This is a genomic window from Myxacorys almedinensis A (genome assembly GCF_010091945.1).
In the GTDB taxonomy this organism is placed as follows: domain Bacteria; phylum Cyanobacteriota; class Cyanobacteriia; order Leptolyngbyales; family Leptolyngbyaceae; genus Myxacorys; species Myxacorys almedinensis.
Genome location: NZ_WVIE01000033.1, coordinates 1 through 19641 on the forward strand (window position 1 = coordinate 1; position 19641 = coordinate 19641).

General features: G+C 50.4%; 20 protein-coding genes. 6 read left to right on the top strand and 14 right to left on the bottom strand.

Going from position 1 to position 19641, the window contains the following annotated elements; translation table 11 throughout:
- Positions 1-161: 161 nt before the first annotated feature.
- From GS601_RS20090 to GS601_RS20100, 3 genes are all read right to left on the bottom strand, one after another.
- Positions 162-1790 (bottom strand): NAD(P)H-quinone oxidoreductase subunit 4, encoded by a 1629-nt coding sequence (locus GS601_RS20090; RefSeq protein WP_162425077.1) that lies wholly within the window; start codon positions 1788-1790, stop codon positions 162-164.
- A 627-nt stretch (positions 1791-2417) separates the two neighbouring features.
- Positions 2418-3353, bottom strand: a complete 936-nt coding sequence (locus tag GS601_RS20095; protein WP_162425078.1) for a glycosyltransferase family 2 protein — start codon at positions 3351-3353, stop codon at positions 2418-2420.
- A 72-nt stretch (positions 3354-3425) separates the two neighbouring features.
- Positions 3426-4223 (bottom strand): hypothetical protein, encoded by a 798-nt coding sequence (locus tag GS601_RS20100; RefSeq protein WP_162425079.1) that lies wholly within the window; start codon positions 4221-4223, stop codon positions 3426-3428.
- Between the two features lie 62 nt (positions 4224-4285).
- Here GS601_RS20100 and cobU point away from each other — a divergent pair, with 62 nt between their 5' ends.
- Entirely contained in the window at positions 4286-4960 is a 675-nt protein-coding gene (gene cobU / locus GS601_RS20105; protein WP_338017095.1) for a bifunctional adenosylcobinamide kinase/adenosylcobinamide-phosphate guanylyltransferase, read from the top strand.
- Between the two features lie 443 nt (positions 4961-5403).
- The gene (locus GS601_RS20110; RefSeq protein ID WP_162425081.1) at positions 5404-5820 is read left to right on the top strand and encodes a hypothetical protein; all 417 of its coding nucleotides are present in this window, start codon (positions 5404-5406) and stop codon (positions 5818-5820) included.
- Positions 5821-5838: 18 nt separating this feature from the next.
- On the opposite strand, the gene GS601_RS20115 is transcribed toward GS601_RS20110, so the two are convergent.
- Positions 5839-6795 (bottom strand): ribonuclease Z, encoded by a 957-nt coding sequence (locus GS601_RS20115; protein ID WP_162425082.1) that lies wholly within the window; start codon positions 6793-6795, stop codon positions 5839-5841.
- Positions 6796-7162: 367 nt separating this feature from the next.
- Between GS601_RS20115 and GS601_RS20120 the strand changes: the two genes are divergently transcribed.
- Positions 7163-8362 (top strand): SpoIID/LytB domain-containing protein, encoded by a 1200-nt coding sequence (locus tag GS601_RS20120; protein ID WP_162425083.1) that lies wholly within the window; start codon positions 7163-7165, stop codon positions 8360-8362.
- A gap of 134 nt (positions 8363-8496) precedes the next feature.
- Here the strand turns inward: GS601_RS20120 and GS601_RS20125 are convergent, their stop codons facing one another.
- Positions 8497-9804 carry a hypothetical protein gene (locus tag GS601_RS20125; RefSeq protein ID WP_238393405.1) on the bottom strand — a complete coding sequence of 436 codons (1308 nt, stop codon included), beginning with the start codon at positions 9802-9804 and terminating at the stop codon, positions 8497-8499.
- Positions 9805-9999: 195 nt separating this feature from the next.
- Between GS601_RS20125 and GS601_RS20130 the strand changes: the two genes are divergently transcribed.
- Together GS601_RS20130 and gatC are read left to right on the top strand one after the other, a co-directional pair.
- Positions 10000-10521, top strand: a complete 522-nt coding sequence (locus GS601_RS20130) for a photosystem I assembly protein Ycf3 (protein ID WP_162425084.1) — start codon at positions 10000-10002, stop codon at positions 10519-10521.
- Positions 10522-10647: 126 nt separating this feature from the next.
- A complete protein-coding gene (gene gatC, locus GS601_RS20135; protein WP_162425085.1) occupies positions 10648-10938 on the top strand; it encodes an Asp-tRNA(Asn)/Glu-tRNA(Gln) amidotransferase subunit GatC in 291 nt (96 codons plus the stop codon).
- Positions 10939-11101: 163 nt separating this feature from the next.
- Here the strand turns inward: gatC and arsS are convergent, their stop codons facing one another.
- Both arsS and GS601_RS20145 read right to left on the bottom strand, forming a co-directional pair.
- Complete coding sequence (gene arsS / locus GS601_RS20140; protein ID WP_162425086.1) at positions 11102-12205, bottom strand: arsenosugar biosynthesis radical SAM (seleno)protein ArsS; 1104 nt, start codon at positions 12203-12205, stop codon at positions 11102-11104.
- 232 nt (positions 12206-12437) lie between these two features.
- Complete coding sequence (locus GS601_RS20145) at positions 12438-12770, bottom strand: arsenosugar biosynthesis-associated peroxidase-like protein (protein ID WP_162425087.1); 333 nt, start codon at positions 12768-12770, stop codon at positions 12438-12440.
- A gap of 89 nt (positions 12771-12859) precedes the next feature.
- On the opposite strand from GS601_RS20145, the gene GS601_RS20150 reads away from it, so the two are divergent.
- Positions 12860-13456, top strand: coding sequence for a pentapeptide repeat-containing protein (locus GS601_RS20150; RefSeq protein ID WP_162425088.1), 597 nt, complete (start codon positions 12860-12862; stop codon positions 13454-13456).
- Positions 13457-13512: 56 nt separating this feature from the next.
- Here the strand turns inward: GS601_RS20150 and GS601_RS20155 are convergent, their stop codons facing one another.
- The 7 genes from GS601_RS20155 to GS601_RS20185 form a co-directional block, all read right to left on the bottom strand.
- Entirely contained in the window at positions 13513-13800 is a 288-nt protein-coding gene (locus GS601_RS20155) for an MSMEG_0570 family nitrogen starvation response protein (protein ID WP_162425089.1), read from the bottom strand.
- Positions 13801-13804: 4 nt separating this feature from the next.
- A complete protein-coding gene (locus GS601_RS20160; RefSeq protein ID WP_162425090.1) occupies positions 13805-14950 on the bottom strand; it encodes an MSMEG_0565 family glycosyltransferase in 1146 nt (381 codons plus the stop codon).
- Entirely contained in the window at positions 14947-15960 is a 1014-nt protein-coding gene (locus tag GS601_RS20165) for a sll0787 family AIR synthase-like protein (protein ID WP_162425091.1), read from the bottom strand. Before GS601_RS20165 ends, GS601_RS20160 begins: the two co-directional genes overlap by 4 nt.
- The gene (locus GS601_RS20170; RefSeq protein WP_162425092.1) at positions 15960-16484 is read right to left on the bottom strand and encodes an MSMEG_0567/Sll0786 family nitrogen starvation N-acetyltransferase; all 525 of its coding nucleotides are present in this window, start codon (positions 16482-16484) and stop codon (positions 15960-15962) included. Before GS601_RS20170 ends, GS601_RS20165 begins: the two co-directional genes overlap by 1 nt.
- Before the next feature lie 3 nt (positions 16485-16487).
- Positions 16488-17582 (bottom strand): MSMEG_0568 family radical SAM protein, encoded by a 1095-nt coding sequence (locus tag GS601_RS20175; RefSeq protein WP_162425093.1) that lies wholly within the window; start codon positions 17580-17582, stop codon positions 16488-16490.
- Between the two features lie 91 nt (positions 17583-17673).
- Positions 17674-18702 carry a Nit6803 family nitrilase gene (locus GS601_RS20180; RefSeq protein ID WP_162425094.1) on the bottom strand — a complete coding sequence of 343 codons (1029 nt, stop codon included), beginning with the start codon at positions 18700-18702 and terminating at the stop codon, positions 17674-17676.
- Between the two features lie 450 nt (positions 18703-19152).
- Entirely contained in the window at positions 19153-19635 is a 483-nt protein-coding gene (locus GS601_RS20185) for an MSMEG_0572/Sll0783 family nitrogen starvation response protein (RefSeq protein WP_162425095.1), read from the bottom strand.
- Between the last annotated feature and the right edge of the window lie 6 nt (positions 19636-19641).

Below are 19641 nucleotides of genomic sequence, written 5' to 3' on the forward strand. Positions count from 1 at the left end.
ACACCTGACATTGCTGTTTTTCTCCACACGGCAGAACCCATTCTCTCATTTGTCTCTCCCTTTTTTCAATTTGGTATAAACGGAATTCCTGCATTAACTGATATCAAACATAAAAAACCTGGAGGCTTCCCCCAGGCTTATGGCAATACTTATTGAGAGATTTACCTGACCATACCCAAAAGCTCAGGGTTTGCTATGGGCATCTTGGGCGCGATCCCAAAGGGAGGTTGCTCTGCGATCGAAAACTGAGGCTGATCTTTGAAGGTCTGATTTGCCACAACCGGAACTGCATTGCGAGCATGACTTGCGATCGCAACAGTTTTCACATCATAGGTCTCAGTCGCCAACTTTGGATATAACCCAATCCCGATGATGGGCAGCAGCAGACAAGCCGCGATAAAAAACTCTCTTGGCTTCACATCTAAGACAACAGCTTGCACCACTGCTTTACCCTCTTTGCCATAGAACATATCACGCAGCATGGAGAGCAGGTAAATTGGCGTGATGATCAGCCCCACCGCCGCCAGCAGCACAACTACTCCCTTAAAAGTCGCTGTGTAAGCATCGCTAGTCGTAAAGCCCAAGAAAACTGCCAGTTCACCCACAAAGCCACTCATTCCGGGCAGGGCTAACGATGCCATCGAACAGATAGTAAACAGAGCAAAGGTTGTCGGCATCTTCTTTGCCAGACCGCCCATATCGTCCATGTCTAAGGTGTGCGTGCGATCGTAGACAATTCCAGCTAAGAAAAACAGCGCAGGGGCAATCAGCCCATGAGAGAGCATTTGCAGCACTGCGCCATTCATGCCCAACTCAGTAAACGAGGCAATGCCCAGCAGCACAAAGCCCATATGGGAGATGGAAGAGTATGCCATCCGCCGCTTTAGGTTGCGCTGAGCAAAAGATGCCAACGCTCCATAAATAATATTGACGATACCGAGGATAGCCAGAACTGGCGCGAAGTAGGCATGAGCATGGGGTAACATCTCAATATTCATGCGGATGAGCGCGTATCCACCCATCTTTAGCAAAACGCCTGCCAAAATCATCGAGACCGGAGCAGAGGCTTCACCATGGGCATCGGGCAACCAGGTGTGAAGCGGAAAGATCGGTAGTTTGACGCCATAGGCAATCAAAAGACCCGCATAGACCAACAACTCAAACGGTAACGAATACTGTTTTAACCCCAACTCGTGCATGTTAAAGGTCATGACATCGCCGTAAAACGCCATCGCTAGGGCAGCAACAAGAATAAAGATAGAACCGATCGCGGTATAAAGAATAAATTTAGTCGCTGCGTAAAGCCGCTTTTGACCACCCCAAATCGAGATGAGGATGTAGACCGGAACCAGTTCAACTTCCCACATGAGAAAGAACTGAATCATGTCTTGAGCGCAAAAAACGCCAATCTGAGCGGAATACATGACCAGCATCAGAAAATAAAATAATCTGGGCTTTTCCTTAACTTGCCAAGCCGCCAGCATCGATAAGGTAGTGACTAAGCCCGCCAGAATTACGAGCGGCATTGAAATACCATCGATCGCGACTGACCAGTTTATTCCAACTTGCGGCACCCAAACGTAGCTTTCAGCCAATTGAAAATCAGAATTTTGGAAATTGTACTGGCTTGAGACAGCATAGACTGAGAGCGCAAAGTCGAGAAGTCCGATGCCCAAGGCGTACCAACGAACGGTTTTGCCTTGTTTATCGGGCAGAACGGGAATGAAGAGAGATGCCACCAGGGGCAGCAAGATTAGGGTCGTTAGCCAGGGGAAAGAAGTACTCACCATGAGGACAGAAGCTAGTGTTGTAGAGAGCTAAGAGAAGTCGGTTCGATGTAAAGCACAACTAGACGATCCGCAGGGATGCTGGGTTATCGAAAGAGAAGAAAGGCGGTAGAGTGCCGTCTCTGACGATCGATAGGGAGCAATGCAGGATTCGCGGGTGAATCGAAGTGTCTCAAGGCGAGGCGGTGACTATCCACAAATCCTACAGTCAATAAAACAGGGTTCTATTGGGCGGATTTTGAGAGAGGTCGTTAACCGGATGAGGATTAATACCTAGTGAACCAATCTTACCCTAGTTTGATTAAGTTAAGTAAACTTAAACGACAAAGTATGACGGTTTTTTGATTGAAACCTTGCTTTTGAATCCAAGAAATTCTTCTATCCATCAAGCAAGTTAGCAATGGCAGCGATCGTTTCTGGTAAAAGCGACCACTTACAGAATCACTTAACAATCGTTCACATTATAAATGGAAGGTTTCAAATCGCGTGAAAACCTTAACATTTGGCTGAAAAGCTTGTCAGAGAAGAGGTTCAACATTTCACAACACATACAAAATTGGGGATGCAAACTTTACACCCCCAGCTTTTCTCTATTTATTACTAATTGTTACTAAATGCTGACCTGAGAAGTCACGATCGCTTTGCCGCAGAAGCCATCACTAAGCCTTGAAACGCCTTGCTCAGGTATCCGATCTGACCGTAGCTGTAGACCAAATTCTCGAAGCGCTGAGACGGATTAGCAGCAAACTTTAGCGACTTATATAATCCTCGAATCAACCGCTCACTCCCGCGGCGAAATTGACCGATTCCTGCTTCTCCAGCAATCTGCTCCCGATAACACTCGCTAATACCTTGCCACCACCCGCGATCGAGAAACCAGCGCGGCTTCACCCGTTCTGGAGCGACATGATGGGCAACCAAAGCCTCTGGTAGATACGCCACTTGCCAGCCAGACGCTAGGGCAAGATGGGTCATGTGGAGTTCTTCATTAGACAGCAAGTTTTTGCCCACCCGTCCTAGTTGGGGATCAAATCCGCCAATCTGTTCTAGAAAATCTCTGCGAATAGAATAATTTAGTCCTCGGGGGGTGAGTCCGGGTTGGGTGATGAACACAGGAGAATTGCCTAAATCGTAGGCTCCAAGATTTCCGGCAAGTCCTTCTGAGAGCCAGGGCGGAGCGCTCATTCCATCCACCCAAAGGAGCGTTACTTTCCCGCCTGCGATCGCCAATTTTTCATTTTCTACGTAGGCATCATGCAGACGGCTCAACCAGGGGCGGCTCGCGATCGCATCATCATCTAAATACGCCAAAATCTCACCTTGAGCCGCTTTTGCCCCCGTATTTCTCGCGATCGACAAGCCGGTGATGGCTTCATAAACATAGCTGACGCGAGAGTCACTGAGCCGAGATTCCACGACGTCGCGGGTGCGATCGGTGGAGGCGTTGTCCACCACAATGATCTCAAAGCTTGAAAAATCTTGCTGGAGCAGGCTATCGATCGCGAGTCCGAGATAGCGATCGCGATTGTGGGTGCAAATGATGGCGGAAATCTTGGGTTGAGGCATAGGGTTGAAGCAGAACTGAATCCCGATCTTTACAGGACAGAGTACCCAAGCCTCGCTAGATTCATGCGCCGCCTACGCTTCTCTGAGTTGACTGTGCAGCCCTACCAACGTCTCAGATAGCTGATTGAGGCGGTTTTCCAACTCTTGCTTGCGCGCAAGCAACTGACGGAGTTTTTGGTGACGTGCGATCGCAAGGCTAACGCTGGGAACTTGCTCTGAAGGACAGGGCGTTGACCACACCTGCCCATCGGCATTTAAGCCACACAAAAAATATCCGGACTTAGGAACTTGGGGCGTTGCCTTGGCATCGGGGGTCGCACAGATTTCTTCGACATAATTCATCAAGCGATCGGGTTCGGCATGGCGCAACACTGCCGGATTTGCATCTGGATCAGGGGCATGAGACTCTAGCCAGCCGTCTACGATTGGGCCTTCTGCATACAAATCCTGCATATCGCGCAACACTTGGGCAAGCTCAGTTTGCCACCCTTCAGTAATGGTCAGCAAGTCTTTCAGCAAACTAGAGGCAAGAGCAGGATTAGCGCTATTGCGATGGCTTGTAAAACTCGGTAGTTTGAACTTTGGCAGATGGAGGCTCTCTTTAGATTCTGATGCCAATTGACCCGGCACAACGATCGCCTCCGTTTCGAGCGGTGACACCTTGCGATCGCGAGGTGGGATGGCGTCAGGCTGATCGACAGAGGGCACTGATACGGCTGGTTTAGAAGCTTTTGCCTGAACTTCAAAAGAGACTGGAGGAGCCGAAACAGGTTCGCTAGATGGGGGCATCCGCGAGACAGTCGCTAAAGCCGATGATTTCTGGCTAAGCTGATTTAAGGTGGCTTCAATTCGTCTTAGATCTCTTTTCATGATGACTGCTTAGTCTCCTCTCAAAGGGGCAACTGCTAAGAAATGCTATATATTGTGTCAAAATGGACGGCTCAAATCAAGATGTAGCGTTTATTGTAGCGGCAAAATCGACTTTAGAAACCTCTGGTAGAGATTTTACAATGCCTGAGCAAAGAAATTCTGACAATCGCATCATTTTAGTAACCGGAGCGACCAAATCGGGCAAGAGTGAATGGGCAGAACATCTTGCAACCCAGGCTGAGCAAAACGCCGAGAAAGCCAACGTCCAAAAATCAGTGATTTACGTGGCAACTGCCCGCCCACAACTCGACGATCGCGAGTGGCAAGCTCGGCTCGATCTCCACCGTCAACGCCGCCCCCACCACTGGAAAACCTGGGCTGTCGAGAGCGATCTCCCGTCAATATTTCTAGGGGCTACCGAAACAGACTGCCTGCTGATCGACTCGTTGGGGACGTGGTTAGCCAATGTCTTAGAGCAAGATGATGAAATGTGGCAGCACAACCTAAAGACTTTCCTACAAAACCTCAGAAATGCGAAAAGTGATGTGATTCTGGTGGCAGAAGAGACAGGCTGGGGAGTTGTGCCTGCCTACCCGCTCGGTAGACTGTTTCGCGATCGCTTGGGGCATTTAATCCGATGTGTAGGCACGATCGCAGACACGGTGTATCTGGTCACAGGAGGGCACGTTCTGAACCTAAGTCAACTCGGTTTTCCTCTCGATCAGCACCTTTCTTAAGGCTGATACTTTGCTATCAGATATCCAAAATAAGGTTGCAGAATGTGACTGGAGACTGATAATTTTTGTAGAAGGAAGCTGTTAACTATAGTTAACTATAAATGCAGAGACTAGTAGGGAAAATGAGATCAAAAACAGAACGTGTAAAAAGCTGTTAGCAAGAATTTCTCTAGGTATTACTCCCGATTGCAGCATTCTGAGGTGCGATACCATAGGTCAGGAGGTTACCGATGGAATATTCAAATCCGATATTCCTCACTAAGTTTTCACGAAGCGATTTTTGCTCATAAAGCATTGTTTCAAAAGTTACAAAAGCCTGAACGATGGCTGTGTTTTGGTTCGATAAATGCCTTACACCCATCAGCCATTTCCACGCTAAATCTAGGTATCTAAATCTAGGTATTTTGTTTATTTTGTAGAGCCGTTTACGCCTTTAATTAACTATGGCATCTGAGCAACACGTCAAGCAGTATCTTGCCTACTGGGTTCAGTTAGGTAAGAGGGTTATAGTTCACAATGGTCAGAAGGCAATTCTGCCTAAAACGATCATCGCAGGCGATCGCTACAGCCAAGAATTTGAAGATTTATGGAACTTTACTCGCTCCTCAGCATCAGGTGACTGCTACATAGAAGGGACAGAGCAAACCTTTAGCGAACTTTTGAGACCAGATTGGGAAATTAATCCCTGTTCTCGTTGCGCGATGCCCGTTCCTACCCGAACGATTGGGTTGCCGCCCGAAAGCTGCCCCTGCTTTGATCTCCCCCATTGGCCCAACACCGAGATGCCCCAGCCCAGAGAGCCAGTTAGTTCGCAAGCCTCGTTATCAAACATCCGCGATCGCTTACGGTCTCATTCCTAAACTCTCATTTCTCAACTCTCAAGTCATCGCAGACAGGGTTGAAGCCAGTCGCCTAGGAACTTCATAAGTCCAAAAGTCTTTCGCCAAGTAGGTATTGGGGAAGATAGCGCGGGCTTCATCAAGCAGATGATGCAGTTCTACCGGGTTTCCGGGGGCATAGCGGGGGCTAAAGTGAGTCAGGATCAGCGATTTGACCTGCGCTGCCAACGCGACTTGGGCTGCCATGGTAGAGGTTGAGTGGAGCCGTTGAAAGGCCATCTCTGCTTCTTGATGGGCAAACGTTGCTTCGTGAATCAAGACATCAGCATCGTGGGCAAGCTCTACCGCCGCCTCACAGTACACCGTATCCGTGCAATAAATCACTTTTCGCCCCATTTCGGTAGAGCCACACAGGTCTTTGCCATTGATCGTGCGTCCGTCGGCAAGGGTGACGCGATCGCCGCGCTTTAGCTGACCGTAAACCGGACCTGACGGAATCCCCAATTCTTTTGCTTTCTCTACATCAAAATGCCCTGCCCGGTCTTTTTCCTCGACCCGATAGCCAAATGCAGGCACGCGATGCTTCAGCGGCAGGCACTTCACCGTAAATTCTGCATCCTCAAACACGGTTCCAGGCTGCACCGTGTGAACCCGGATCGGATAGGCAAAGCGGGTTTGAGAGTAGCGTCTAGATGCCTTGAGATACTCATCTAAATCTGGCGGTCCATAAATATCGACTTCTTCAACATTGCCAGCGAGACCACAACTGGCCAATAGCCCCATTAAGCCGAAGATGTGATCGCCGTGCATGTGCGTCACAAAAATGCGGCGAATTTGGCTCATCCGTAAGTCACTGCGAAGCAGTTGATGCTGCGTACCTTCGCCACAGTCAAATAGCCAAATTTCGGCTCGTTGAGGCAGCCTTAGCGCCACACTCGACACATTGCGTGATCGCGTTGGCACCCCTGAGCTTGTGCCCAAAAATGTAATTTGCAAGTTCAGATCACCTTGTCAGTTCACACTCTTTTCATGGTGACACAGGAACCTTCTCTTCGGAGCCTCGGTCAAGGCAATCGATTGGCAAGGCGCACCGTTAGTTCTACCGAAGTTAAGGTGGCATGACCCAAATCCCAGGGGAGCAAATCTACGGATCAGTCAGTTGAAGACTGTAAATTTCTGATGAATACAGACCCCCAAACGCCCACTGATGCTTTATAAAAGCAAAACTAATGCTAGCTTCTTTAAAGAATTCGCCTATATTAAGCGAGGTTAGCAAGTCGGTGTTTAGTGGCAACTTAACCCAGATAGCGATCGTTAAAAGCAGCGATCTGTACGTAATTACCCTGTAAGGACTGTTCAGAAGATGAAATGTCGTTTGCTCTTCCCCCTACACTCAAGCTTCAAGCTCACAACCCAAAAGGTTTGGCTGGCAGCGTTTATTTGGCTAGCCGCGATCGCGCCGACCTTTGCTCGCACGGCTGACTCTGTCGTATTGCGAATCGCAATTCAGCAGAATGCTTCCCAGGTTAATGTGGGAAGTTCGGTTGATGCACGGGTGGTGGATGGCTCAGGTCAAGCCCTCGGCAAAATCCAGGGAATGAACGGATTTGCAGCACAGGCACGAAACGGTGGAGTTGCCCTCGATCGCTGGCAAGCAAGCACCCTCCGAATTGAGCCAGAAGACCCCAATGGCGTCGTGTGGATTGGCGATCGCTGGTATCGCGGCAGTGTGGCGATCGTCCCGACCGGAAAAGGATTGACAGCGATTAACTACGTTGACCTGGAACATTACCTGTTCAGCGTTTTGGGGAGCGAGATGAATGGCAGTTGGCCTCAAGAGGCGCTGAAAGCTCAGGCAGTAGCGGCTCGTAGCTATGCCCTGTATGAGCGAGAAAATTCTAGAAGCCCATTGTTTGATCTCGGCAATACGACGGGGTGGCAAGTCTACGGCGGGGTGCAAACTGAATCGGGAGGGACTCAAAGCGCCGTCGCCGCCACCGCCGGACAAGTGTTGACCAGCAACAACCGAGTGATCAATGCGGTGTTTCACTCGTCGGCGGGGGGCTGTACTGACAGATCCGAGGAGGTTTGGGTGCAGGCATTGCCGTATTTACGCGGAACGAAGAATCAATTTGATGAAGGATCGCCGGTTAACGTATGGTCTAAATCGGTCAGCGCCAGCCAACTCAGCAGTTTTGGCGTTGGCAATGTCCGTAGCATTGTGCCGACCAAGAAAACCTCGAACTGCGGACGCATCAAAGAACTTGAAATCGTGGGTGAAGGCGGTCGCCGGGTGCGGGTGAGCGGAGATACATTCCGCGATCGCTTGGGGCTAAGAAGCACCTATCTTACCCAAATCACGCCGCAAGGGGTGGCAAACTCAACCAAGGGCAACACCAAATCAACCGCGACCGGATTTTTGATTAATGGGCGCGGCTTTGGGCACGGGTTGGGCATGAGCCAATGGGGAGCCTACAATATGGCGCGTCAGAATTTGAGCTATGGGCAAATTTTGGGTCAATATTACCAAAGCACAGCGCTTTCTACGATCGAGGTGAAGTAGCGAGTTAAACCTAAGCGGCTGAGCGTTGCCCTCACCCTAGCCCTTTCCTAGGGAGAAGGAGCAAGACTCTGATTCCTTTCTTCCTAAAGAGAAGGGGATGTGGAGTCTTCAGTTTAGAGCCGCTCCTACCTGATTTAGCCGTTACCTTCCAATCGTTCTCGCCACTCGGCATCGATCCGATCGGCTTGCTCACTTTCTTGTTCGATCAAATCGGTTTCGGTGGTGTAGATTAAGTCTTCATCTCGAATCACCGTTTCAGCCGCAAACTGCTGAGCAAACCCAAGTTTCTGTTGGAGAACCGGATCGGCTTGAGCGAGTTGGCGCGATCGCAGTTCTCGCTGGTCGTTTCTTGCCTGGATCTTGCGATTTCTAAATTGCAGCCAGAAAGAGCGAATCAGCGGAATGCCCAAAAATGCAACGCTATAACCAAGCGAGAGTACCGCGATCGCTCTAACGAAAGCAAGGGCACCACCTGCAATGCCAACGCCCGCTGCCAGCCACAGGTTTAGCACGCCTGCCAACACCAATAATACGCAACCGAGCGCGATCGCAGCAACCTTCTGCCCACTCCCGGCTTGGCTAAACTGCCAGAGGGCTTCTCTCAAAAACGGAGGGAAAGATCGGGATTTTGCCTCTGTCACCGTCGTTTGCAAGGAGGGAAAATGATAGACCATCTGCCCCTCTGGGCTAACTTCTGGGCGTCCATCAAACCGGGTCAAAACCGGCAGCATATACTGCTCATACTCTTGATCAAAGCCTTTGCCCACATCGTCTAGATATGGGGAGACCTGCTCGGCAATCACCGCACCGCGATTGTGGCGAATCACCGTGCCGATCGTGCTCCAGCGCCGCTCTTCCAACTCTGCATTGGGATTGCCATCGCCAAAGAGAAACGAGTAAATGGCTTCTAGAAAATTTAACTGGTTGGGCTGAGAACTATTGCGTCGTTCTCTGTAGCGATCGGTGTAGTTGGGGTAAAAGATCCAGCCAAAGTCTGGAAAGAACCAAATGCCCGAACCACCGCCTCTGCCAAAATCAACGCCGCCCCCATTGTCATCATCTCGACTAGATGACGCCGCGATCGCTAAAATCACAACGGCTGCGATCGCCAGCACGATCAGCAACACCAGCACAATGCCAAACGAAATCCGAATCAGGTAAAACAGAACGCGCCAAACCCTCTGCCACCATTCTTTGAGGCGCAAGCGAAAATACTTATTGCGGAGAAGATCGCGAAAATTTTGAGGAAATTGAAACACCACATCGCCCGACTCTGCAACCTGGAGATGCCCCCCCGCTTCGGAGGCAAGGGCTAACAGTCCTCGCTGTGCCATATTGATATCTAAACCAGCTTGAGAAGCAAGGTCTCCTGCTGTCACACGATAGTCAAGCCGCTCGACCGCCTTCATAATGGCTGGATCTAGAGCAGGAGTCATGGTCATCGGCAGTCCTCCACATAACTTGTCAATCCGAACGTTGAGTTCGAGTTGCCTGATCTCTAGTATAGATTTTCAAACTAAAGCCTGTCAGATAGACTCTTTCACAGACTATTTTGCGCGAGTGTCAGAGAGCGTTACACTAAGGAAGCGTCTGAACCCCGCATCCTAAGCCGTTTTCAATTCGTTACAGAGCCAATCATGTCTAGAACTCAACGCAACGATAATTTTATCGATAAAAGCTTTACGGTCATGGCAGATCTGATCTTGAAGGTCTTTCCAGCCAGTCGTAAGGAGAAAGTTGCCTTTGCTTATTATCGAGATGGCATGTCAGCCCAAGCCGATGGCGAATATGCAGAAGCGTTAGACAACTATTACGAAGCGCTAAAGCTAGAAGAAGACGCCAACGATCGCAGCTATATTCTTTACAACATTGGGCTAATTCATGCGAGTAATGGTGAGCATACCCAAGCGCTAGAGTATTACCACCAAGCGATCGAGGAAAATCCTCGTCTGCCCCAAGCCATTAATAATATTGCGGTGATCTATCACTACATGGGCGAAAAGGCTGAAGAAGACAACCGAGACCAGGAAAGCAAAGAATTTTTTGACAAAGCAGCAGAATATTGGAAACGCGCGATCGTGTTGGCTCCTAACAACTACATCGAAGCCCAAAACTGGCTAAAAACCACAGGTCGCTCTGGAATGGATGTCTATTTCTAACAACTTTTTTCTAACGATTTTTAGTGAACTGGGTTTAGCAAACTGGGTGTAACCGTCGCGCGTTGACGGCAATCGTTAGATCGCTGATTTTCCTACTTTTTTCGTTCTCATCCTCTATTTTTTCTCATGATCGATCGCGAACAAGTTCAAAAAGTCGCCCACCTTGCCCGGCTCAAGCTCACGCCCGACGAAGAAGAGCAATTCACCACGCAACTCAATGACATTCTCGATTACTTTGAGCAACTGAGCGAACTAGACGTTACAGACGTTCAACCCACGACACGAGCGATCGATGTCAGCAATGTGGTGCGTCCAGACCATCATCAACCCTATGGGCAGCGGGAGGCGCTGTTGGAGAACGCGCCCGATCGCGATGGCGAGTTTTTCAAAGTTCCAAAAATTGTGACAGGCGATTAGGAGCGCAACCTAAGCTGTGACCCAATGCATCAAGATTTGGCAAATGTTGAGTTGAGGGGGAGAGGGGCTAGATTACTGACAGACCCATCCACCCATGCACTCTCCACCCATCCACTCTCCACCCATCCACTCCTAGTCCCTCCAAATCTTGACCGACCACTTACTAGGTCAGCGCTCCCCCACACGAACTCCCTGCCCCCGCCGTGCAGCCAAAACAGTGGCGACCCGTAACAATTTGCCGCCCTGCCAACTGGTCGGGATCAAAATTGCGGATGTGCATAGGGGCTTGAGCAGACGATGGATTAGACGGGTGACACTCCAACTCCAACATCTGGTTAAAATCGCAGTCAAATAGGCGACCATCCCACGAAACCGAGAGCGTGTTGCGACACATCAATCCTTCCACAGTCGCCGGATTAAATGCATTCACCAGCACTTCCATGTAGCTCTGCAAATTGCCCGATTGCTCTAGCCATTCCAAATATCGAGAAATCGGCATATTATTCAGCGTGATTAAGCGATCGAAGGTAACTCCCTGATATTTTGCCAATCCTGCCTTCCATTCTTGCTCTAGTTTCACTTGGTTGCTCGCCAGAAACGCCCCAACCGGGTTGCTCATCAGCGTCAGTTGTTGCGCTGGATCGCCTTGCCCATAGCCTACGGCATTGAGCCGGTGTAGCGCCTCGATCGATTTCTCGAACGTGCCATCGCCGCGCTGAGCATCGGTATTGCGCTGACGATAGTGAGGCAAAGAGCAAACAATTTCAACGCCGCGATCGCTAAACCATTCGGGCAAATCTTTTAGGGTCGGCAACAGCAGCACCGTCAGATTACAGCGATCAATCACATGCTTGCCTCGCGCCACACACTGATCGACCAAATAGCGAAAATGGGGATTGAGTTCTGGTGCTCCTCCGGTGATATCGACGGTCTGTGCCTCTGTGCGATCGAGGGCGCGGAGGCAGTGATCCACCGTCTCGCGGCTCATGTTTTCCTGGGTGCGATCGGGGCTTGAATCTACATGGCAATGCCGACACGCCATGTTACACAGCTTGCCAATGTTGATCTGAAAAATATCTAATTTAGCGGGGGTCAGAGCAGAGATGCCATGAGCCGATAAGGTTGTTGAGAAATCGCCCCCATGAGGCGCGATCGCAGAAAGTGCCACTCTTGCCAAGGTATCGCGCTGATAGTGAGCCGATGCCAAAGGAGACTGTCGTTTGAGCAAAGATGAAAGCTTTGAAGGAGCACGATCGAAGGTAGGCATGATGTGAAGCTAAAATTTACATATCTGTTAGAACTCAGGCAGGGAACCAGACGCACGTTCCGTCTCCCGCTGGGGAAACTCCGAAATGAGAGCAGATGCAGACTTTCATAAATCCGCATTTTTCACTGAGAGACGTTGCTACTTAACTTCGCTACTGAGTAGACTCGCTGAAACGTTTGACCAGACGCCCGGAGCCGCTCACCCGTTCTACAAATCCATTTGACCGCCCACTTTACATGGCAAGCTTGTGCACATGATCTAGCATCTGCAAGCCATGAATCAATGACGCACCCCCCCGAATCGCAGTTGCCACATGAACCGCTTCTGTCATTTGTTCTAAATCCGATCCTTCTTGCAAACTCTCTTTGCTGTAAGCCTCAATGCAATAGGGACACTGAATGGTATGAGCCACAGCTAGCGCAATCAGCGCCTTTTCGCGTTTTGATAAGGCTCCTTCGGCAAATACAGCCCCATAGTAGGCAAAAAACTTTTGAGATAGCTCTGAGTTGCCCTCGCCAATTTCTCCAAATTTGGGGAGGTGTTCTGGCTTGTAATATTGATCCATTGGTTTGATTCCTCTGATTCTCTCTCAGCTTAGAGGATTTGCTTTCTCTCCTGCATAGTTTTTACACGCTAAATAAGGATGGTACTTTTATGAGCGATCGATTGGGCTTGTCATTTAGGGCAATGGTGACAAAAGCGTTGCAGCCGACGACGTTAAACATTGGGGCAAGCATTGGGGCAAGCATTGGGGCAAGCATTGGCATCTGTTTTATCGGGTTGGCGGCAAATCCGGCTCAGGTCGAGCAACTCATCAACACAAACGACTGTTCGGGGTGCGACCTTTCCAACGCCAACATTTATGGGATGGTGCTAGAAGGGGCTAATTTGACCCAGGCTAATCTCATGGAAGCCGCCTTTCAAGGATCTAAACTTAATTTTGCAAATTTGACAACGGCTAACGGCGATCGCGCCAACTTTGCTCTCGTTGAATTTCAAAGCGCCATCTTACAAAGAGCAACGCTGCAAGGGGCTAATTTTTATGGAGCCGATTTGCGCGGTGCCGATTTGTCTGGCGCTAATCTTCAGAAGGCAGTGCTAGAAGGAGCGGATCTTAGAGGGGCAAATCTCAACGGAGCCAATTTGCAAAATGCAAATCTAGTACGGGCAAAAATAGTGGGCGCAACCCTTGAGGGTGCCGTTTTGTCGGGGGCGCGGATGCCAGATGGACGAGAGTTCAAGAAAAACTAGCCTGTCGTCATGTCCACCGCTTTAGCTCCGCACCATGGCGACCTGATTCGATCACCTCATTCAATAAACTGCATGAGTTTAACCTTTGGCTGATCGACATGCCGATACTGAGTTGCCCACGCTTCGATGTCTTGTAGTTGTCCCAGTGCTAAGCCGCAGGGTCTGCCATATTTTGCTTGAACGCGATCGCTAGCTATAATCAATGCCGTGCGCGATCGCTCGATAAACTCATTCAAGGCATACTCTTGCCCCGCGCTAAAGTAGTCTTTGACAACGAGCGACGGAGAATAGCACGTCGTTTGAGAGCCGTCGGGTAATTCAACTTGAAACCGGATTTCTGGCATGGGGTCAAAGAGAGTAGTAGTGATTGAGATGCAATTTGGCAGAAGCCGCCCAGGTGTACTGGTTGCAAATAGGCTGGCTCTGGTGAATCAGATCTTGAGAAACCGTAGGATGAATCACCGTTTTCATGGCTTGCGCGATCGCATCGGGTGAATAGGGATCGATCAGCAACGCTTGGCGATCGCAGAGAAATTCTGTGAAGGGATGCTGATTAGACGTAACCACCGGCAGACCTGATGCGATCGCTTCCATAATTACCAGCCCCCAGCCTTCTTTGATCGACGGAAAGACAAACGCATCTGCCAGCCGATACAGCGCTGCCAACTCTGGTGCTGGCAACACACCCGGCAAAATTAGCGCGTGCTCAAGCTTGGTGTGATTGGCATCTGCGATCGCAAAAAACTGATCCCGGTAGTCTTGATAATCAAACAGCGTTGCCCCACCAGCAATGACGAGTTGAGCCGTGGGATAGCTCGCTCGAAGGTGAATCAAGGCTTTGAGCAACGTAACTGAATTTTTGCGAGGTTCAATTCCTCCAACGGTAAGATAGATAGGATTGCCAGATAAACCTAATCGCTGTTTCAATGCAGATTCTAACCCATTAGAAACCGTAGAAAAGCTTTGAAGGTTAACGCCATTTGTCACCCTAGGAGCATAAATTTGATAGCTATGATGAAGCACCTCTTGCCACTGTAGACTCACACAAAGACACAAATCTGCATCACGAATCGAGCGATCTTGGCATTGCTGCAAGTAGAAACTGGTATACGCCTCGATGTGATGAACAGTCCGAATAAAATGGGGGATTTTTTCCCGTGCTCTTAGAACAGATAGAGCATTAGCGCTAATGCAATCTTGAGCATGATAACAATCATAAACTTGATCAGATGTGCTCAAGTAATTAACAAATTCTTGAATCCGTTGCTGAACTAACCCATCAACCTGAGCAGGGGTCGGTCGAGCCGGAATTAATTCGTAGTTACAACGCAACTCTCGATCAAATCCTGAGCCATCTTTATCCAGGGCATAAACACAAACGTCGTGCCCCAAATCGTGCAGTGCTTCTGCTAACTCTAACGTGTGCACAACACTGCCCCTCGGCTTTGTCGAATAGGTAAACAAGGCAATCCGAAGCGCGATCGCACAACTCATAGACGCATCCTCGCTGCCGAAAATCCGGTTAACTCCTGCTCACAAAAATCCCAAAACACAACAGAGCGCTCCTGCGGTTGGCTGTGCCCAGCCCGATCAGAGCGCAACACAAGCTGATGAGTCGAGTCGATTTCTCCCACCACTTCGCACACCAAGTCCCGCTGATGAAACTGCGTCTGCACTGCCTCCACCTTCTCAGGGCGGACACTCAACAAAAACCCATAGCTCGGAAAGCAGACTAACCATTGCTCTAACGACACCCCCGCCGGACGCGGAATCGCATCAACATCAAGCGTTGCCCCACAGCCAGACGTTTCTAGCAGCATGAGCAACGTTCCCACTATGCCGCCCATGCTAATATCTTTTCCGGCATTACACAGTCCCGATTCTGCGAGGCGGGGCAAAAGGGCTAAATCTTCCCGCAGTTGAGCAGGCTCGGCGGTGGTGGCGGCGTTCCAAAACGGGTAACTAGGATGAAGTTGCCCTCGATCGTTGAACGCAACCAACAAGCGATCGCCCGATTGAGCATCAAAGCTGGTGATCAGATGAGTGGCTCGTCCTAAAATTGCCACCGATAAAGCCGCATAGGGGCTATGGGCGTTGGTGTGCCCGCCGACGATGGGAACATTGTAGGCTTTCGATGCCGCCTGCATTCCGGCTAAAAGAGGGGCACTTTGATCCGGAGATGTGCTCCAGATCGTATCCACGATCGCGGTGGGTCTCCCGCCCATGGCATAGATATCGCTCACGTTGACCATAACAGCACTCCACCCTGCAAACCACGGTTCCGTCTCCACCAGCGATGGCAACAGCCCTTCTGCGGCTAGCAAGAGGTAGCCTCCTGCTTTGTCTGGAATTGCCGCACAGTCATCTCCCAAACGAATTTGCGAATCTAAACCTTGCAAATCTAGACCTTGCAAATCTAGAAACTGCTTCGCGATCGGCTGAATATCTTGCTTTTGCACGATCCCAATTGCCTGTTTTAGCCGTGTTGCCAGATCGATCAGCATTACGAGGCATCCCATGTTGCAGTGGGCAAGGTTGCAAGGGGCAACGCCGGACGGGGCTGCACTCCGGCAGGATAGTAATCTAAATCGGCTTGCATCAGATGATGGGGCAGTCCGCAGATCGTCAGTTCCTCTAGCGAGTTCCAGTGGTGTCGCTGAAAAAAGCGGACGTTTTGCAGTTGTACAGTTGCCAAAAACCGCTCACATCCCCAGGTGTTTGCCGTGGTGACTGCTTTATAAATCAAGCCTTTGCCAATGTGACCTGTCCGCCGAAAGCCAGCATGAACCCCTAGCCTGCCGCCATACCACAGCCGAGGTTCTGGCTCGTAGATGCGGACAATTCCAAATACATCCCCCAACCCGGCTGAGGCTGTGGCAATGATGGGGTAGGCGATCGCATCGAGTTCATCCACGTCGCTGCCTGAAAATAAGCCCTGTTCTTCGACAAAGATAGATCGCCGCAAGGCATAGTAGGCATGAATTTCGGACGGCGCGATCGCAAGCTTAAATTCGTAGGATGGGGACATGGGTTAATCCTGAGACTCGAAGATAGAAAGGGCAGAGCAAGCCCCACATTTGGCACAGCCCGCCTTGATCGATTGAGACGACATACCTGCTCGATCCAGCATTCCAGCAATTTGCTGATAGAGCGTAACCATAAACTCATGGCGAGGAGGGGCATGATCGGCAAGGGGTGTGCCCGTGATCGGCACGAAAGGAACCACAAACGGATAAACGCCGATCGTAATCAAGCGATCGCACGCTTCTAGCAAGGCCGGCAGATCATCCCCCAAGCCTGCCAACAGGTAGGTACTCACCTGTCCCCAACCAAAGGTTTTCACGGCGGCAGCAAACGCCTCAAAATAATACTCAACGGGCACCGTTGCCTTGCCAGGCATGATCCGCGATCGCACGGTTGGATCGACGGCTTCCAAATGCATGCCTAAACTATCGACCCCAGCCTTTCGCAATCGCTCAAACCAGGCAAAATCATCCGGCGGCTCGCACTGCGCCTGGATCGGTAAATGAACCCACGCCTTGATCGCACTGGCGCACTCGGCGAGATAAGCGGCACCGCGATCGCGGGTATTTGGCGTGCCGGTGGTCATCACCATGTGTTTAACGCCATCCAATCTCACCGCCGCTTCTGCCACTTCGGCGAGGTGGGCAGGCGTCTTACGAGCGCTCGTCCGATCGGCTTCAAGAGATTGCCCAATCGCGCAAAATTGGCAGGAGGTTGCCGTGTTGCCGTAGCGAATGCAGGTTTGTAAAACCGTTGTCGCCAAAACATCGCGACTGTGCAGCAGCGCAATTTTCCAGTAAGGAATGCCGTCGGCAGTGGTGAGCCGGTAGAACGACGGCTGAGATGGAAAATAAATCGGCGCGATCGCGGCTCCATCTAATTCCAGAATTGTCTGATCGGTAGAGGCATCAAACCGGGCAGTGTAGGGCGAGTCTGAAGATGCACTGGTAAAGATGGGAACCATCACCGTCGTATTGTCAATCACGATCGCTTTATGATCCGATGGACCTGCACCCCCTTTGCGCCCAGATGCCCCAATTTCGGGTTCAATTAACCTTAATCCCTGCGATTGAATTTCTGTAATTAGCTGTTGTTTATTCATAGAACTCAGCAATCAACAATGGGATTAGACGATCGGATTAGGCGATGGCTTTAGAAGCTAGGTTAAAACATTAACGTTTTCATTCACATCCTTACTTGTCAGGCGCTTGAGAAACTGATATATAAGGGTTTGGTAGAAATTTGCCAGAATTTGTAAATTCTATTGCCGAATCCGTTGCTAAATCCGTTTCTAAATTTACTGTTACTGGTTTTGCATTCATGTTGACCTGTAGCTGCAATAAATCTGATCGCGCGTAATGACCTACCGAATCCATCATCCGTTTACGTTTTGTAATCAGAGAGAAATCGAGATCTGCGATCGCAATGCCTTCCCCTTCTGTAATGGGTTCACACAGGTGCTTTCCTTCCGGGCTAACGATCGCGCTATGGCATCCGCCCCTCAGCACCCGTTGCAGGTTTTCGTCGGGGGTAATCTGCTCAATTTGCTCTGGCGCGAGCCACCCGGTGGAATTTACCACAAAACAGCCAGCCTCTAACGCATGATGGCGAATGGCAACTTCGAGTTGGTCTGCAAAAATTTGTCCCACCATCGACCCTGGAAACTGAGCACAATGAATCTGTTCGTGCTGCGCCATCAGCGCAAATCGCGCCAACGGATTGTAATGTTCCCAGCAAGCTAGCGCGCCAATTCTGCCTGCCGCCGTTTCCACAACCTTTAGACCAGACCCATCTCCTTGCCCCCAAACCATGCGTTCGTGGTAGGTTGGCGTAATTTTGCGCCGCTTTAGCACCAGAGTGCCGTCTGCGTCAAACACTAGCTGCGTGTTGTACAGCGAACCATGATCCCGCTCGTTGACTCCCAGCACAACGACTACGTGATGCGATCGCGCCGCGCTAGCAATCTCCTCTGTCACCAGACCGGGAACCTCTACTGCTTCCTCATACAGCCGCAGATGTTCGCTGCCCATGAGAACCGGGGGCTGAATAAACGAAAAGTAAGGATAGTACGGCACAAAGGTTTCGGGAAACACGATCAGGTGTGCGCCTTGCTTGGCGGCATCTGCGATCGCGCTGAGAACTTTTTCAACCGTGCCATCTCGGCTAAACAAGACAGGACTGATCTGCACAGCCGCCGCCCGGACGATGCGTGAATGATTCACAAAATCCTCCCCATACCGATTTGATTTAGGACTTACACCAAATTAATCTGTAAATGCTACAGATGTGCGACCTCTCCCAACCCCTCCTTAGCAAGAAGAGGAGCCGGAAAGTCCTTCCTGACCCAGGGGGGATGCCGTAGGCAGGGGGGTCGAGGATCTGTCGCAGTGAACAATCAATTTGGTATCAGGCAGAGATTTTAGGTTAGCAGCAGACGCGATCGCCGACGCCTGCGGCAACGCTTCGCATAAACGTAAACAAGCGGATTGAGGGTTAACTTGGGCGGCTCATCTGTGACATCCACTTGTGACATCCACTGGCAAAGCCTCTTCCGAAGGTACCCCCAAATCTGCTGTCACCGCAGGGAGATGCTAAAGGCGGAGCAGTTTATCTGCCCACAAGTCTGCCGATCAGCCACCTGAAACCCCCCATTTTTGTCACAACTCTGAGGCTTAAAGCGTCCAGGTATCTAAAATAAACGCGCCATCTTTGCGGTGCATCAGCACCAAGTCCAGCACATCTAACGGATTGATCGGGCGAATCCCCTCAATTAAGGCTGGCTCTCCGTGCCCATACAGGGCTTGCAGAGCAAACCGACACGCATACACCTTGCCGCCCTCTGCCATAAATTTGCCGATCTGATTAGCAAAGTTTTGGTGCCCTGGAAAAGCTTCATCCCCCAGTTTTGGGAAACCGCGCTGCACCCCCAGCGTGACGCCCGGACCATACAGCAGCATCGACGTTTCAAACCCTTTACGGAGCAATCGCAACGCTTGCAGCATATTGACTAATCCGATCGAGCCTTCAAAGGCAACGGTATGAAACGTGACCAACGCTTTCTCACCCGGTTCTGCTTTCACATCGGGAAACACTTTCTCTTCGTAATCAACAAAAAAGTCTCCGGTTTTGTGAGCGGGCGCTGTTACTTCAGGCATAAGTTT